Raw genomic sequence first — 16006 nt, 5'->3', positions numbered from 1 at the left:
AAGCCATATCAAAAGACCAAGATCTTTACCTTGGTTACCTTAACTTAAACTAATTTACGCGGCACACTATGCTAGACTTGACAAGTTTAGCATAGTAAAAGCCATCGTGTCCGCCTTTTTGCGTAAGTAATTGGCGACCGTATCGTTGCTTAATACCGGCGGTTGTAGCGAGGCCTAACTCATGAGCGTTTTGAGTACGAGAAAGGAAATCTTTAATAACTTCGGTATTCTCGGTTGGCAAAATAGAACAGGTGGTGTAGAGCAAAATACCGCCGACTTCTAAAATTGGCCACACAGCATCAAGTAGTTCGCCTTGTAGTATCGATAGGGTAGCAATATCATTGGGTTTACGGGTGAGTTTTATGTCCGGATGACGGCGGATGACACCGGTAGAGGAACATGGTGCATCGAGCAGGATGCGTTGGAACAATTTGCCATCCCACCAGGTGGTAGTATCACGGCCGTCAGCGGCGATTAGCTTGGCACTGAGACCTAAGCGTACTAGATTTTCACGTACGCGTACTAAGCGTTTAGCTTTTACGTCAATTGCAACCATACTAGCCAAGTTTTTTTCAACTTCTAGAATATGGCAGGTTTTGCCGCCAGGTGCGCAGCAAACATCAAGCACACGTTGGTGTGGCGCCAGGTCTAGTAGATTAGCGGCTAATTGTGCAGCTTCGTCCTGTACGCTAACCCAACCTTCAGTAAATCCAGGTAGTGTAGAGACGTCTGTAGCGGATTCTAGCACAATGCCGTCAATACTGTACACGCATGGCATAGCATTGATACAGGCATCAGTGAGTAATTTTAGGTAAGTGTCACGGTTATAATGAAAACGGTTGACCCGCAGTGTCATCGGTGGGTGTTCATTGTTTGCGGCGCAAATAGTTTCCCACTGTTCAGGCCAAAATTTTTTCAAGGATTTTTGCAACCAACGAGGATGAGCAGTACGCACTACTGGGTCGTGTTTCCGCTCGGCAAACAGAGCTACGCTCTCTCGTTGGGCACGGCGCAGCACAGCGTTGAGTAGTGCCTTAGCCCAAGGCTTGTGTAGCTTGTCAGCACAGTCGACCGTTTCACTAATAGCGGCATATGCTGGTACACGGGTATATATTAACTGATATAGGCCAACCAGAAGTAATGCCTCTATATCAGCATCTACTGCCTTAAATGGTTTCCTAAGAAGTATAGCTGATAAAACAGATAAACGCGGTTGCCAACGGGCAGCGCCAAACGCTAAGTTTTTGGTGAAGCTGCGATCATGGTCTTCAACTTTATTTAACTGGATTAATAGTGAACTGTTTAGTAAAGATTGACCGTTAAGTACGGTAGCGAGAGCTTTAGCGGCAGCCAGACGCGGGTTCATTAAGTGACGACCCCGAGAACTGTACCTAGGGAAATTTTCTCACGCCGACTATTGAATATGCAGTTAAAGCTCAGTGCCTTACCACCTGGTAATTGTAGACGGGTAAGGCATAGCGCCTGCTCACCGCAAGCGACTAATAGGCCATCTTTACTTGTGCCAATAATTTCACCGGGCGCACCTTTTCCATTCACTAAATTAGCGTCTAGCACTTTCAAGATTTTGCCATTAAGAATGCTATGGTAGAGAGGCCATGGGTTGAAGGCACGTATTAGACGCTCTAACTCTACGGCTGGACGGTTCCAGTTGATGCATGCTTCGTTTTTATGCAGTTTATGTGCATAGGTAACAAGGCTGTTGTCCTGCACTTCGTGTTTAACGGTGTTAGAAGCGAGACTCGTAATAGTCTGGATCATAGCTGGCGGACCCAATTTAGCCAGGCGATCATGCAAGCTGCCACCAGTGTCCTTATTAATAATCGGAGTAGTTACTTTAAGTAGTATTGGGCCGGTATCTAGACCCTCCTCCATGCGCATAACAGTCACACCGCTCTCACTATCGCCAGCCTCTACAGCGCGTTGAATTGGTGCTGCACCGCGCCAGCGTGGCAGCAGCGAAGCGTGGCTGTTGATACCTCCTAAGCGTGGTATATCTAGTACTGCCTGCGGCAGGATCAAGCCGTAAGCCACCACTACTAATAGGTCTGGCATTAATGCAGCTAATTCCAGTTGGGCATCAGCATTATGCAGGGTTACTGGTTGTAACACGGGGATGTTATGTTTAAGTGCAAGCTGTTTGACTGGACTTGACATCAATTTTTGCCCTCGACCAGCATGGCGATCAGGTTGAGTATATACCGCGATAACGTGATAAGGGCTAGCGAGTAGCGCCTTTAAGTGTTCGGCAGCGAATGTTGGAGTGCCGGCAAAAACAATGCGCAATGGTTCAGTCATTAGAAATCTCGGTTAAACAACAGTCAAAAGAAGAAAAAGGCGTATCGTAGCAAGCCTTTAAAAAATAGCAGTAAACTTGCTAGTAATGCTTTTTTGTAGCTTTTTCTTGATCATGGCGCGTTTAGGTGTAGACAGGTAATCCACAAATAGCTTACCGTTGAGATGATCACACTCGTGCTGGATGCATACTGCCAGCAGGCCATCAGCAATCAGTCCATATAACTTACCATTACGGTCTAGAGCTTGAACCTTAACGCGCACAGGGCGTTCAATATTTTCGTAGAATTCAGGCACAGATAAGCAACCTTCCTGGTATGTATTTCTCTTTTTAGAGAGCGGTTCAAACTCTGGGTTAATAAACACTAGTGGTTGGCTTTGATCTTCTGATAAATCCATGACTATAACGCGCTGATGCACGTTAACCTGAGTAGCGGCAAGGCCGATACCCATGGCCTTGTACATTGTTTCAAGCATATCATCGATTAACTGAATAACTTTATTATTTACCATAGTCACTGGTTTGGCGATCGTGCGCAAACGCGAGTCAGGAAATTTAAGGATATTTAAAATAGCCATAAACGTAATTACTGCATATATAAAGTAAAGGCAGATTAGCATTGGGATAAACCCAGCAACCAATATTAAATATTTTAAAGCCGTGAAGGCTATCGCATGTAGCAATAATATATGTAATAAAAGAAATTTATTACATATATTATTGCTACTTATCTTACTGCTAAAAGCGTTACTCGCTATAGCTACCTAGGGGGTGGCAGCTAGCGTATAAAATCAACTATACAATAGGCCATGTAGTGTCTTTTATCGTACAATTACATTTTTTGATATACTCTATAACTTAGACAATTTTATCTGCATTGTAACCATTCATCAAAAATAAAAAGATTACTGGGTATCAAAAGTACGCTGGTATATGTACACTCAAGGTAACCTGAATTCAATCCAGACAGATTAGCTATTTTCTTTTAAGTAAAATCTTAAACTGACCATCAGTCCCAGGAAGTGTAGCCTAGCAACTATCTGCTATACGATGAACTACATATTGACGCTGTCATCATGTAGTTCATCGTTTCATATTTGAGAACAGCTTAATTATAAGCTGCTGTTAATAATTTTATGTTCACTGACCGTCATAAATCAGTGAGATGCTGCATGTAAAGCGCAATAAATAGCATGTTAAATAAGTTAACGATAGAGTTACCTATAATTTTCTCATAATCAAGTATGACTAATTTTTTCGATCAGACTTGGAGTTCTATCTACCCTTGCAGATGCTGCAAGATCTAAGCCTAAGTGTTTTGTATGCCACTTGAAGAATGTAGTGCTGCTTAGAGGCTATTAGTAACTATGCGAGTGTTTGGCTTCTCTTGTAGTTTTGAGTATACAGTGTCAATTTCTGGGGTAACCATTAAGTATGTAAAAGTGCAGGTAAAGCATTAGCATAATCAGTATATTTAACTTAGCATGTTTTTTATACTGGATCAACTTAAGTATTGAGCGCTACCTGTCAAGAGAGGCAACGCCTCTTTGATATTATTTATTATCGACGGTTAAGAAAATTTTAACAAAATTGCAGTTGGCTATCATTTACAGCTAGCGTAGTTCTAGTCTTGGCTAGACGTTACGTCAACTTTTCGTATTAGAGCTAATGAGTGCTAGTTTGATTACAATTATTTTGTTGTGCTTCAGTATCACATGTGTTGCGCACTAATCAGTATTGGATATACTTGTGATAAACAATCAGCGTATTAACGCGCGTACGTCATTTTTGCGTAGCCATAACAGGCTGCTAACTTTAATACAGCGTGACCGGATTATTAGTGCTTTATTTAGTATCGGAAGGTTATATAACCAGTCATTTATTAAATATCGTTACACTTACAGTCAAGCAAGAAACGCTATATTTATACGATTTTTAGCTACATGCATTATCGCGGTGCCAATAAAATATAATCAGTTAATTAGTTATATAGCTTGACTCTTGTGAAATGTATCGACGATAATTATTGAGGTTTGCATTGTTAGCAAACGTGCTTTAATCATGTATCTGTCCAGGCCAGTCATCTATCTGCTGGTAGCTTACTGCACTCAGTTCCACACATCGGTATAGTTTTCGCGATTACTAGTTAGCCGCTAACCTTTTCAAGGTGCTTCTACAAAGAAAAAATTAGTTAAACTGTGCCTGGAGAGTAAGCAATGGCTAGTAAGTGGAGTGTACTGGAAGCTAAACGAGAAATTCGTGCAGGTGCGGTAATTGCTTATCCTACTGAAGCAGTCTGGGGTTTAGGTTGCGATCCTTGGAATAAAGAAACGGTGAACCGGCTTTTGGCGATAAAAAATCGCTCAGTGGATAAAGGCTTGATTTTAGTGGCTGACAATATTTGTCAATTCAATTTTCTCTTGGATGGCTTCCCGAATATCTGGGTTGAGCGTATGGTTAATACCTGGCCAGGGCCTAACACCTGGCTAGTGCCGCATCAGAATTTGCTGCCTGAATGGGTGACCGGTATGCACGATACAGTAGCTTTACGAGTAAGTCACCACCCGCTAGTACGGGATTTATGTGCGCTAGTAGGACCTATTATCTCTACTTCGGCTAATCCACATGGCCGTCCGGCAGCGCGTACACGAATTCGGGTGGAGCAATATTTCCGTGGCCAGGTGGACATGGTGTTGGGCGGTAGTCTTGGCGGGCTCGAGAACCCTAGTTTAATTCGTCATTTAGCGACAGGTGAGGTAGTACGTTATCCTTAATACTTAGACTTGACTGAATTATAGCCATTATAATACCCTTAGAGGTATCCTAACTGGCATGAATTGACCTCGTAACTAAATCCAACGACGATTTGGTTTGTGCATTTTAGAAGTAACCATTAATATGCACATGATCACCATTGATCTATAAAAAATATATTGTCTGCCGTTGCTTGAATGTTATTCTGGTTTCTAGCGTAAGTCAGCGCAGTCAACCGGTTAAATTTGTTAACCTAATCGCGCAGAGAAGATATGCTTTATAGTTTATTAATTTTAGTATACATCGTATAATATTTTCCTGCTGTAGTTGATAGTTTTAAGACTAGGTAACTTAGTTTGCATACCTTTTTATTAAATTTAACATACTATGTTGAGATTAATTATTATAGCCCTGCCTTACTAATATGCCAAGGTGCCTAAATACTCATTAGTATATAACAGGGTAGCCTACTTTGTTTTTGAGTTTGCATATCTTACGCGGTAAGGCATAATATAATTATGCCATAGAGTCTAGCAGACGTTAGCTTGTTCGAAGATGATGCTATCAGATGAATATATTGTAATTTTAGTGGTAAATAATAAGACAACTAGCTATACATATTCTTTTGACTGTTGCCGGAGGCCACGCAGTTTTTAGCTGCTAAATTATTTGACGTAGCTTTTACGACATTAACTAAGCCAGTGTTTTGTATACTTAAACTAAATGACAGGTCTGGTGATGTGTACATACTACAGCTTAAGATAGTATCAATAAAGTTAAGTTAAATTACTTTAGTACGCACGTAAACTTATTACAGTCTAGACTTATTAGCGTATAATCTAGTATATTTATAATGCTTATAGGTTAATATGTTCGCCAAACTAGAAACTTGTAGTTTCTATTTACTTCTTTTATAAAGAAATCGCGTATCTCTATTGCTATTAGCATGCTTTATTGTTGTTAATGGTAGCGTACTTTAAGTGCACGCACTATATAAGTGTAGTGAATATTTTTTATACTAAATTGCGCTAATGCTGTATAATCACACACAGTTTTGCCCTTATCAAGGTAATGTTATGATTACCCGTACTGAGGCTGTTAAAGCCTATTTGCTTGACCTACAAGACCGCATTTGTAACGCCATAGAAGCATTTGAAGAAGACACTCGCTTTATCGAAGACACATGGATTCAGCCTGCTGGCAGCAACGGCCACACCCGTGTAATCGAAAATGGTTTAGTAATCGAAAAAGGTGGCGTGAACTTTTCTCATGTGTTTGGTAACAAACTCCCGCATTCTGCCAGTGCACATCGCCATGAATTGGCTGGCCGGGATTTTGAATCTCTTGGCGTTTCGCTGGTAATGCACCCGCATAACCCGTATATACCTACATCGCATGCTAATGTACGCTTTTTCATTACTAAAAAAGAAAGTGAAGAGCCTGTTTGGTGGTTTGGTGGTGGTTTTGATCTCACTCCTTATTACGGCAATGAAGAAGACTGTATTCACTGGCACTTTGTGGCTCAACAGGCGTGTAAACCGTTTGGCCCAGATGTGTATTCGCGCTACAAAGCTTGGTGTGATAATTACTTTTATATTAAGCATCGTAACGAGCCGCGCGGTATTGGTGGTCTGTTCTTCGATGATTTGAATGAGTGGGACTTTGATACCTGCTTCGCGTTTATCCGTACTATTGGTGATGCATATATTGATGCTTACTTGCCAATCGTACAGCGCCGCAAGGCTATGGCTTACACTGAACAACAGCGCGAGTTCCAGAAATTTCGTCGAGGTCGCTACGTTGAGTTTAACCTGATTTATGATCGTGGTACCTTGTTTGGCTTGCAAGCTGGCGGGCGCACAGAGTCGATCCTAATATCTTTGCCATCGCAGGTGCGCTGGGGCTATGCCTGGAAGGCTGAGGCTGGTAGCGAAGAAGCGCGCCTGACAGATTATTTTTTGCAAAACCATGACTGGCTTGGCGTTCATGCATCCAAGGCGTCAGCCTGATGGATCGTTATGTCGTATTTGGCAACCCTATTAGTCATAGTAAGTCACCACTAATTCAACGTATGTTTGCTGAGCAGACTGGCAAGCAATTGCATTACAGTACTATGCTGGCGCCGTTAGAAAATTTTACTGGCTGCGTCAATGAGTTTTTTCGGCAAGGCCGTGGCGCTAATATCACCATGCCATTTAAGGAACATGCTTATCGTCTGGCTAACAGATTAACCAAACGTGCTCAGCGTACCGGCGCGGTGAATACTCTAAGCAAGTTAGTCGATGGTACATTGTTTGGTGATAATACTGATGGTGTTGGCTTAGTGCGCGATTTGACAGTGAATGCTGGTTTTAGTCTGCGTGGCAAACATATCTTGCTTCTGGGCGCCGGTGGCGCAGTACGCGGGGTATTAGAGCCGTTGCTAGCTAAGCAACCGACTTTATTGATCCTTGCCAACCGCACTGTGGAAAAGGCTAAGCTGCTTGTATCACTATTTAATGATATTAACTCTGTATATGCCTGTGGTTTTGACTCGTTGCTTGAGCCAGTAGACGTTATTATTAATGCTACATCTGTTAGCATGTCAGAAATAGTACCACCGATTTCTGGCAGTCTAGTCAAACCTGGCAAGACTATTTGCTATGATATGATGTATGGTAAACAATCAACAGCATTCTGTTGTTGGGCAAATAAGCAAGGCGCAGCTGTAGTCATGGATGGTTTAGGCATGCTAGTGGAGCAAGCAGCTGAATCGTTTTTTTTCTGGCATGGCGTGCGCCCAGATACTGCGTCAGTGCTGGCTGAGTTACGCTAGTAGCTAGCTTCGGCGTCAATCTCAACTTGAGTCTAAAAATAATGTAAAAGCATGCGCAGCAGTATACCTACATTTATCAGTAACCTAGTTAAATAGTGCCAGCTTGCTGCTATATTGACGAATTGAAAGAAATCGATATGTTAGAATATCGTCTGCCATACCTGCGTTCTCTCGCCCTTACAGGTTAAAGCAATTTGTAGTATCTACTAGATTGTGCTCAATAGTTAAGTAATGCGTCTATAAGTAAAGCACTTAAACGCTAAGACGAGAGAGGCATACTATTTTTATAGTTCACTATTATCGATCAGTTATAGAAGGTTATCGATTCCTGTAGCTGGGCTTATTGAATCATTAATCAATAAACTGCAAAAGCAATCACTACGCTAAATTCTAGCTTGAAGCCTAACACTAACAGTTAGTTAATACTGACTTAGAGAGCGATGGATATTATCATCTTAGAGTTATTATAATTATGATATTAGAATTAACCAAGATAGGCAGGCAATCAGCACTTGGATAATGACAGCGTATTAGTTATATTCTAGTTAAAGACAAATAGTCAGCGCGTAGATAATCAAGTATGGTAAGATTAAAAATCTACTGAGATGGACCCTGACACAGGTTTAATTTGTGAAGCCAGGCGAAAATAGAGAGCAGCAGGATGCTAGCTAAGTGTATCGCAGGTTCTAGTTTCAAAGATTAAGCTCAAGGTGTTAATATACGATTAATTTATTTATAGGCTAACTTTTATGGAAGTCAATTCTGGGCTTTATAGCCATGACCTCTACTGCTTACAACGTATTTTACCAGTTTATAGATCTTCATTTAATTTACAATATTTTTTAATATTGTCTGACTTGTTTTAATTTACGTCTTCGCCGCTTTCATACTGCTCACCACACTTGTTATTATTTATTACTTACGTTGAGATAGCGTTATAATCAAATATATAGCTTGCTCTTTCTAAGCAATATATTCGTACTGTATGTTTATTTAATAAGGATTTTAGTTTAGGAAAATTACGACTGATTTCTTCTATATTATTCATAACGCTTAGGTTATTACTGTTAGCTTGGCTATCCTTAATGGCTACTCATGGTAATTAGCGCAATATAATTGCATCAACCTTAACGCATTAGACATCCCATATCGTTTATAGAAAACCATTTATAACACTAGTGGCGGTGTTATATCGCTGCAGTATAGGTCAACTATTTTTTATCGCTTTATAGTAGTACTTGTATATGCACTAGCGCCACTCAGCACTAATATGTTTTGGCAGTACAATTAATTTTGCATGGCCGTTCTTCTTTTATGAGTCTTAATATTTTGATGACAATGCGTTTTGCTCTAAAAACTGTTAGTTTTAACATGGTTATGCATATATTTATTGAGTAATATCTATTAATAGTAATTAACGATTAAAGTTTTTAAGTCTACCCTGCATCATCACCTCACATACCATGCAGCAACGATATTAGATGTCTTGTACTTGCTAATGGATCTCTGGGATATTTTATTTAGATTAAAACCTCACGTAAAAACGTCTAGAATAGTAGCGACTGTTTCAGTCACTGCATAAAATTTTTTAGCTTATATTGGTTATTGTGCATATTGAATAATAAATAAGGATTTCCTACGCTGTAGATTAATTTGTAAGTATCACTAAATGTACTACCAACTTACTGATAGTACATTTCGTGATGTATTCATACAGTATTTAATCATATCCTCCATACTTTTGGCAGTATGGAGGATAGTAGGTGGTTATCTAGTTGCAGGCGTTAGCTTTAGATGGTTGCCATTGAGTTCAATGGCAGCAGGTAATAGATCTGCTGCTTGGCACGGCTTTGTTGGGCAGCCTATCTAAAACTGCTCTAACGCACAGATTAGTAGTGCTGGCCGGCAGCCATGTTAAGTGGTGCATTTTTACTAATAACTATATTTGTAAGCATATTCTCATGATTGCCAAAAAATGATAATGATGATATGATTGGTCAAAGCAGTTAATTTCTATAGCTTGCAGAAGCTAACCAACACTGTTGTTAGTGTTGCCTGTGTAAACTGAAGTATGCACATCGTGTGCGGTTAGTTATGCTTGATAAATCACAACTATGAAGTAAGCATTAGAAATGCAGGTTTAGGTTAGCTAGAGCGACTTTTCGCTGTTCTTATGGATTATAATAATAACGCAAGGTTTAGCTTGCAGCATAAGTGATATACTCCCGTACCAGATAACACACATATCTAGTCTATTTTAGTTTACCTATAAGTTATAGCGCGCTGGATAATATGTAACCGATCAAGTACTTTAAGTAATCATATAGTTAACTTTAGTGCACATCAATGTACCTTACCTAGCAAGTGTCTGCGGTATTCTCCAATATTATTTAGTAACAGGTCTTAATTCAGCGGTAATACGCCACAACACTTGCGCTAATTTATTAAAGTAAGTTAATATTGAAATATTATACCATGTGGCTGGTAACAGCATTACGTGCTGTAATTTCATTGTGTGTCATGTATAAGATTGCAGCATTAATGCAGCTATCTAATCGGTTATTATTAAGTTATATCTAAAATAAACACAGCTGATATATAAACTCTTAGCTGCTATATCCTGGATCTGCTGTATTCCCTTAAAATAGCCACGCGTTACTGCAGTTTTACCGTTGACAATCCATGTCCAACAATATTGGTTGATTGTCATACAAAGCATAGTTTAGTAAACGCTAAAGGTTTAGGGTAAACCAGCTTATCTATAATGATTCGATCGATAATGCTATTTTTTAGCCTAAACATTATATATGTGTATGCAGTCTACGTAATATGTATTTACATGTTGCGTCTGTCATATGAGTGAGCTAATCATGCTCACTAAATAAATGCACAACAAAGCAATCTATATACTTTAGAGTGTATGCAAGTGATAGTTATGCTATCAGTGCGATGTCGAGATATTAATCACTGCTAGATAGTCGACTTGCCCAAGGTTTTACCTTGGGCAAGTCGCGTCAGAATGTAGGTATTTACTTAAATTCTTACGGCTACGTTCTTACAGGTATATGCAGTATAACTATAATGCCTTTCTCTATGAGTACAGCATAGATATTGATGAGAGTTAGAACAACTATGTGCTTGATTTTAACTACGTCTATTATGCAAGCGTATTCAGCTACTATAAAGCTTCTTGAAATTTTTTACTAAAAAACCTAGGAATTTAGAGAAATGAGGTGAAAATAGCATGTTTTACTAAACGGTAATATTTTTCTAAAAGAACAGGCTGCAATATTTATTGCACCGCATTAGTAATTTATTTATCTAGTACTTAATAAACATCAGCATAATGCAACTCTATAAATTATAAATCTTATATTGGATAGGCCTATTTCTTTGCTCTGCAGAAAGTGTTTAATTTATAAAAATGCTTCTGTTGATTACTTTGATGATAGTAATGTGCGCAATTTGTCAACTATTAATTAGCTGGCTAAGCATTTACTTAAGGCAGCTTTACTTAACGTTCTTTGTAAATTATTAATTTTGCTATTGGATTCACCTGGTGAAATATCGTCCAATATACTAACTTAAATTTAATTTGTTACTTTTTCTTGCCGCTCTTATTGGCGTGCTGTGTTCAGATATTTTTTGACTAGATGGATCCGTATGAGCGTGTTAGCAGATTTTGTGTGTCAGTTAGTGATTATGAGCGTCAAAGGTGCAGCCATAACAGTGTTAGTAATTATGTTTTTAGCGGAAGCGTTCTTTAGTAAAAATATAATATTTATTATCTATTCATTAGCATTAGCCATAACACTAGCATGGTTAACAAGTTCAACTTGCTAGTTATTTAACTGTATAGAAACTATTTTGGCGATTGCTGCGCCGATCGTGATAACCTTTGTTGATTAAAGGTTATTTAGTTGTGTTAGTGATTATTTATATATTTGCATTATTAGTATTTAGACAGTTATAGGCGTATATCAGTGTATTGTGATTTATAATTAGGCATTTTAGCATTTTAATTTATCTATCCTTGATGCTATTTTTTGATAAAATAGATGTGAAGCCTGGTTTAGAATTCCTTGAAATGTATTAGTTTAAGTATCAAATAGATAATTTATTCCTCTGTACAAATAATGTAGATTAACGCTATACGTCGTCTACCTACGGGTGTTATGTATACTGTCCGATAGCGCTAAACATAAGCTTAGCACACCATCAATCGCTTGCTGATCATTTTTAGCAGTGGCGATGCGATCAATTAATGCTGAACCAACTACTACACCATCTGCTAGGCGTGCAATATCTGCTGCTTGCTTCGGTGTACGAATTCCAAAACCTACACTAATAGGCAGATTAGTATGCTGACGTAGGCGGGTTACTGCGCCCTCTATATGTTTTAGAGTGGCGGTACCGGTACCAGTTACACCAGCTACCGATATGTAGTACACAAAGCCAGAACTATCGTTTAGTACGGTCTTTAGTCGTGCGTCATTGGTGGTCGGTGTAGTTATGCGTATAAAGTCGATACCAGCTGCCTGAGCTGGATCGCACAGCTCGCCGTTATGTTCAGGTGGCATATCTACTATGATTAGGCCATCTACACCGACTGCCTTGGCGTTAGCAATGAATTGTGGCACGCCATATTTGTGGATTGGGTTAAAGTAACCCATCAATATTAATGGAGTGTTACTGTTGTCTTTGCGAAACTCTTTAACCATCTGCAAGGTTTTCGTTAGGTTCTGCTTAGCTTCTAGAGCGCGGATATTGGCTAGTTGGATGATCGGACCGTCAGCCATTGGGTCAGTGAAAGGCATACCTAGCTCGATTATATCGGCGCCAGCTGCTGGTAAACCTTTAAATATCGCTAGTGAGGTGTTATAACTAGGGTCACCAGCAGTCATGAACGTTATGAAGGCAGCTTGATTTTGCTTTTTTAACTGAGCGAAGCAGATTTGTAGTCGACTCATAAGTATTTCTCCTGCGGAGCGATTTCCATATGTTGCATGACAGTCTGCATGTCTTTATCACCTCGACCGGAGAGGTTAACTACCATAAGATGATCTTTCGGTAGGTTAGGTGCGCGTTTAAATGCTTCAGCTAAAGCATGGGCGCTTTCTAGTGCAGGAATAATCCCTTCCAGGTTGCAGCATTTGTGGAAGGCATTGAGAGCTTCGTTGTCAGTCACTGAGGTGTACTGCACTCGACCAAGGTTATGTAACCAAGCGTGTTCTGGGCCGATGCCTGGGTAGTCTAAACCGGCAGAAATAGAGTGTGTATTGATAATCAAGCCGTCGTCATCTTGCAATAGGAAAGTGCGGTTGCCGTGTAATATACCTGGTACACCACCGTTGAGGCTAGCAGCATGCTTGCCTGTTTCGATGCCGTAACCAGCTGCTTCAACGCCAATAATCTCGACACTGGCATCATCCAGGAACGGGTGGAATAAACCCATGGCGTTAGAGCCGCCCCCAATACACGCAATCAGACTATCTGGCAAACGGCCTTCTTGGTCTTGTAATTGGGTGCGTACTTCCTGGCCGATCACAGCCTGGAAGTCGCGTACCATCGTCGGATACGGATGTGGGCCGGCTACGGTACCTATCAGATAGTAGGTGTTGTTGACATTAGTTACCCAGTCACGCAGGGCTTCATTCATAGCGTCTTTGAGGGTGCTGGTGCCTGCGCTTACCTGAATTACTTCAGCGCCCAGCAGTTTCATGCGAAACACGTTGGCTTGTTGGCGCTCGATGTCAGTGGCGCCCATGTAAATTACACAATCAAAGGCAAATCTTGCCGCCACTGTAGCAGTTGCTACGCCATGCATGCCAGCGCCAGTCTCAGCGATGATGCGTTGTTTACCCATACGTCGCGCTAGCAGGATCTGTCCGATGCAGTTGTTAATTTTATGTGCACCGGTGTGGTTCAGCTCTTCACGCTTTAGATAAATTTTAGCGCCGCCACAAAACTCTGTCAGACGTTGGGCAAAGTAAAGTGGGCTTGGGCGTCCGACATAATCGCGCTGAAAGTAGGCAAGTTTTTCATTAAATTCTGGATCAATTTTAGCTGCTTCGTATTCGCTGGTTAGGTTGAGGATTAACGGCATCAGCGTTTCAGCGACGTAGCAGCCGCCAAATGCGCCAAATAAGCCTTTAGCATCTGGGCCATTGCGTAGACATATCTGAGACTGAGTCATAAAGCACTCCGGGAAAGAATATAAGAAAAAACAATGATGGTTACTCTACCTATAACAATCTGCTACGAAAACTAATAAAATTAGCTGTATCTGTCAGTACAATTCATAGATAAGCTGAAATTTTCTACCTGCTCAATGATTTGTGTTTGTTTGTAATCACTGTTGGATGAAATAGCACTAATGATTAAGCAACCAAGCAACTGCGCAATACTTGCAGCGCAGTTAAGCCGCAAATTCAACGCACTAGAAAAGCACTTAGTATTAGTCTACTCGTTAATAAAGATTGTGACTTTCAACGTTATAGGTTTAGATGTTTGATTGCGTTTTACCAACATAAAAGAGTTAAAACATGTAATTGATAGATGCATATATTTTGTTTTACTAAGACCGGTACCAACTTACTATTCATACTCTTTTGCTCTGGCAGTTTACTAGCGCGCCTACTCAGCTCGTGCCTGAATATTGTGGTTGGCCTAAAATGCAGAATTGCTGGTTTATGTCTGCACTTGTCGGTTAGTGATAGCTACTTTTGACCTCTAGGTATTTCGGCATGAATACACTATTTTCTACACTAAATAGCCATGGACGGTAAATATACTAGTAAACACATGCATCGGTTTAGTGATAAGACAAAGCTTTCTTAGTCGCGAGTGCCTATTGCTAATTTCTAGCGTTTGCGCGACTCTTTTGGCGTATTGTTTTTAAGATTATTAAAATATAAGATTGAGATAAAGCATTTTGATTTCCATGCCGTCCAGTGCTACCTTGTGTAAGTAAATGTGACTAATCTATCTCTTGTAAAGTAATTAAGTGACACGTATATATATCCACTATAGTGTTTTCAAAAAGTGTAGTCAATCTAAATTTAATAGTAAGATCGTTTGCTAGAAACATTATCAATATTTACTCTTATGCTTATTATAGATGTTAAGAAAAACATTACGCCTAATTATTGTACGTATAAAAGTCGAATCAGTTTACTCGTGAGCTACTAACATCGCAGATGCCAGTAAAAACATAATTACAGAGGTAAATAAGGGCATTCAGTAACTCGTAGTAGCGTGAGGTGTTTCAAACCTATAATTACTTGAAGGATAGTACATTATGCATTTTTTAAGTTTCACTTAAAGTTCAATGCTAAATTACTAGTATTTATTTTTATGAGTTAAACTTTATCTGCTGGACGATCGTCTTAACTTGTCTTGATAACCTTAAGGTTATCTATTTAACGTGTATCCTCACGTTTTTTTATTAGCGCAAGCAAAGCTATATATGATGACATTCCTGTTAGTTTAGATCTGTTAGGTATTATGGCTATTGTGCAGTAGCAGCTAATTACTGACAGATAAGATCAAAGTAAAGATAAAAAGCTTATAATTTTTACCACTAATTGAATGCAGTAAAGAGAAATACTGAGTTACTTTATTAATTTTGTCAGAATTTTATGAAAATAAATAAAGTTAGTGTACCTTTAATGAATTACAAGTAAATATCAGCTTTACAGAGCAGGTTAATTGAATTAGCACTACTAACAGTACAATGCATTCTTTTGTTTAGTGACTTGCCATGATCAAGCTAGGAAGCTATCGTGTACGTTTTAGGTAGCAACAACAGGTTATCTATAGTGTTTACTGGCTAATGCTATATTAGGTTTTTACGTACATTGGGGCCATGATATTAATAGTATGTTGATGTTTGTATTCGGTATAGTTAATTACCTGTTAGTTTAAAAACATGGGCTTGAGGTAAGCTATCAAGTGTTAGCAACGTTTGGGGCAGTTATTCATCTTTGTCATGGTAGCGTTTAAGTTTACGTACTCGTCTAGAGTGCAAGCTCTCCAAAGTATTAAACTACGTAGTGAGCACTAGCACTATCTGGTTGCAGAATATTACGTCACTAGATACTAAGGCGAATAGTTGATAACTC

The 16006-nt window shown here is 39.6% G+C and carries 8 protein-coding genes; 3 read left to right on the top strand and 5 right to left on the bottom strand.

All coding sequences use genetic code 11. The features are described 5' to 3' along the window. Positions 1 to 49: 49 nt before the first annotated feature. The 3 genes from rsmB to def are packed head-to-tail and all read right to left on the bottom strand — an operon-like array spanning position 50 to position 2892. Positions 50 to 1366, bottom strand: a complete 1317-nt coding sequence (gene rsmB, locus C3B55_RS04470) for a 16S rRNA (cytosine(967)-C(5))-methyltransferase RsmB (protein WP_129211823.1) — start codon at positions 1364 to 1366, stop codon at positions 50 to 52. Beyond that, positions 1366 to 2316, bottom strand: a complete 951-nt coding sequence (fmt, locus tag C3B55_RS04465; RefSeq protein ID WP_129211821.1) for a methionyl-tRNA formyltransferase — start codon at positions 2314 to 2316, stop codon at positions 1366 to 1368. The genes rsmB and fmt overlap by 1 nt, the downstream gene beginning before the upstream one ends. Positions 2317 to 2373: 57 nt before the next feature. Continuing rightward, positions 2374 to 2892, bottom strand: coding sequence for a peptide deformylase (gene def, locus C3B55_RS04460; RefSeq protein ID WP_129211819.1), 519 nt, complete (start codon positions 2890 to 2892; stop codon positions 2374 to 2376). Positions 2893 to 4530: 1638 nt separating this feature from the next. Here def and C3B55_RS04455 point away from each other — a divergent pair. The 3 genes from C3B55_RS04455 (at position 4531) to aroE (ending at position 7883) form a co-directional block, all read left to right on the top strand. Continuing rightward, positions 4531 to 5088: an L-threonylcarbamoyladenylate synthase gene (locus tag C3B55_RS04455; RefSeq protein ID WP_129211817.1), complete on the top strand. Its 558-nt coding sequence runs from the start codon at positions 4531 to 4533 to the stop codon at positions 5086 to 5088. Positions 5089 to 6144: 1056 nt separating this feature from the next. Next, positions 6145 to 7077 (top strand): oxygen-dependent coproporphyrinogen oxidase, encoded by a 933-nt coding sequence (gene hemF, locus C3B55_RS04450; protein ID WP_129211815.1) that lies wholly within the window; start codon positions 6145 to 6147, stop codon positions 7075 to 7077. Further along, entirely contained in the window at positions 7077 to 7883 is an 807-nt protein-coding gene (gene aroE, locus C3B55_RS04445) for a shikimate dehydrogenase (RefSeq protein ID WP_129211813.1), read from the top strand. The genes hemF and aroE overlap by 1 nt, the downstream gene beginning before the upstream one ends. Positions 7884 to 12043: 4160 nt before the next feature. Here the strand turns inward: aroE and trpA are convergent. Both trpA and trpB read right to left on the bottom strand, forming a co-directional pair. Next, positions 12044 to 12853, bottom strand: a complete 810-nt coding sequence (gene trpA, locus C3B55_RS04440) for a tryptophan synthase subunit alpha (protein WP_129211811.1) — start codon at positions 12851 to 12853, stop codon at positions 12044 to 12046. After that, the gene (trpB, locus tag C3B55_RS04435) at positions 12850 to 14079 is read right to left on the bottom strand and encodes a tryptophan synthase subunit beta (protein ID WP_129211809.1); all 1230 of its coding nucleotides are present in this window, start codon (positions 14077 to 14079) and stop codon (positions 12850 to 12852) included. The genes trpA and trpB overlap by 4 nt, the downstream gene beginning before the upstream one ends. Between the last annotated feature and the right edge of the window lie 1927 nt (positions 14080 to 16006).

Origin of the sequence: Candidatus Pseudomonas adelgestsugas, from assembly GCF_004124255.1 — a bacterium.
GTDB lineage: Bacteria > Pseudomonadota > Gammaproteobacteria > Pseudomonadales > Pseudomonadaceae > Aquipseudomonas > Aquipseudomonas adelgestsugas.
This window is presented reverse-complemented; position numbering and strand designations above follow the sequence as displayed.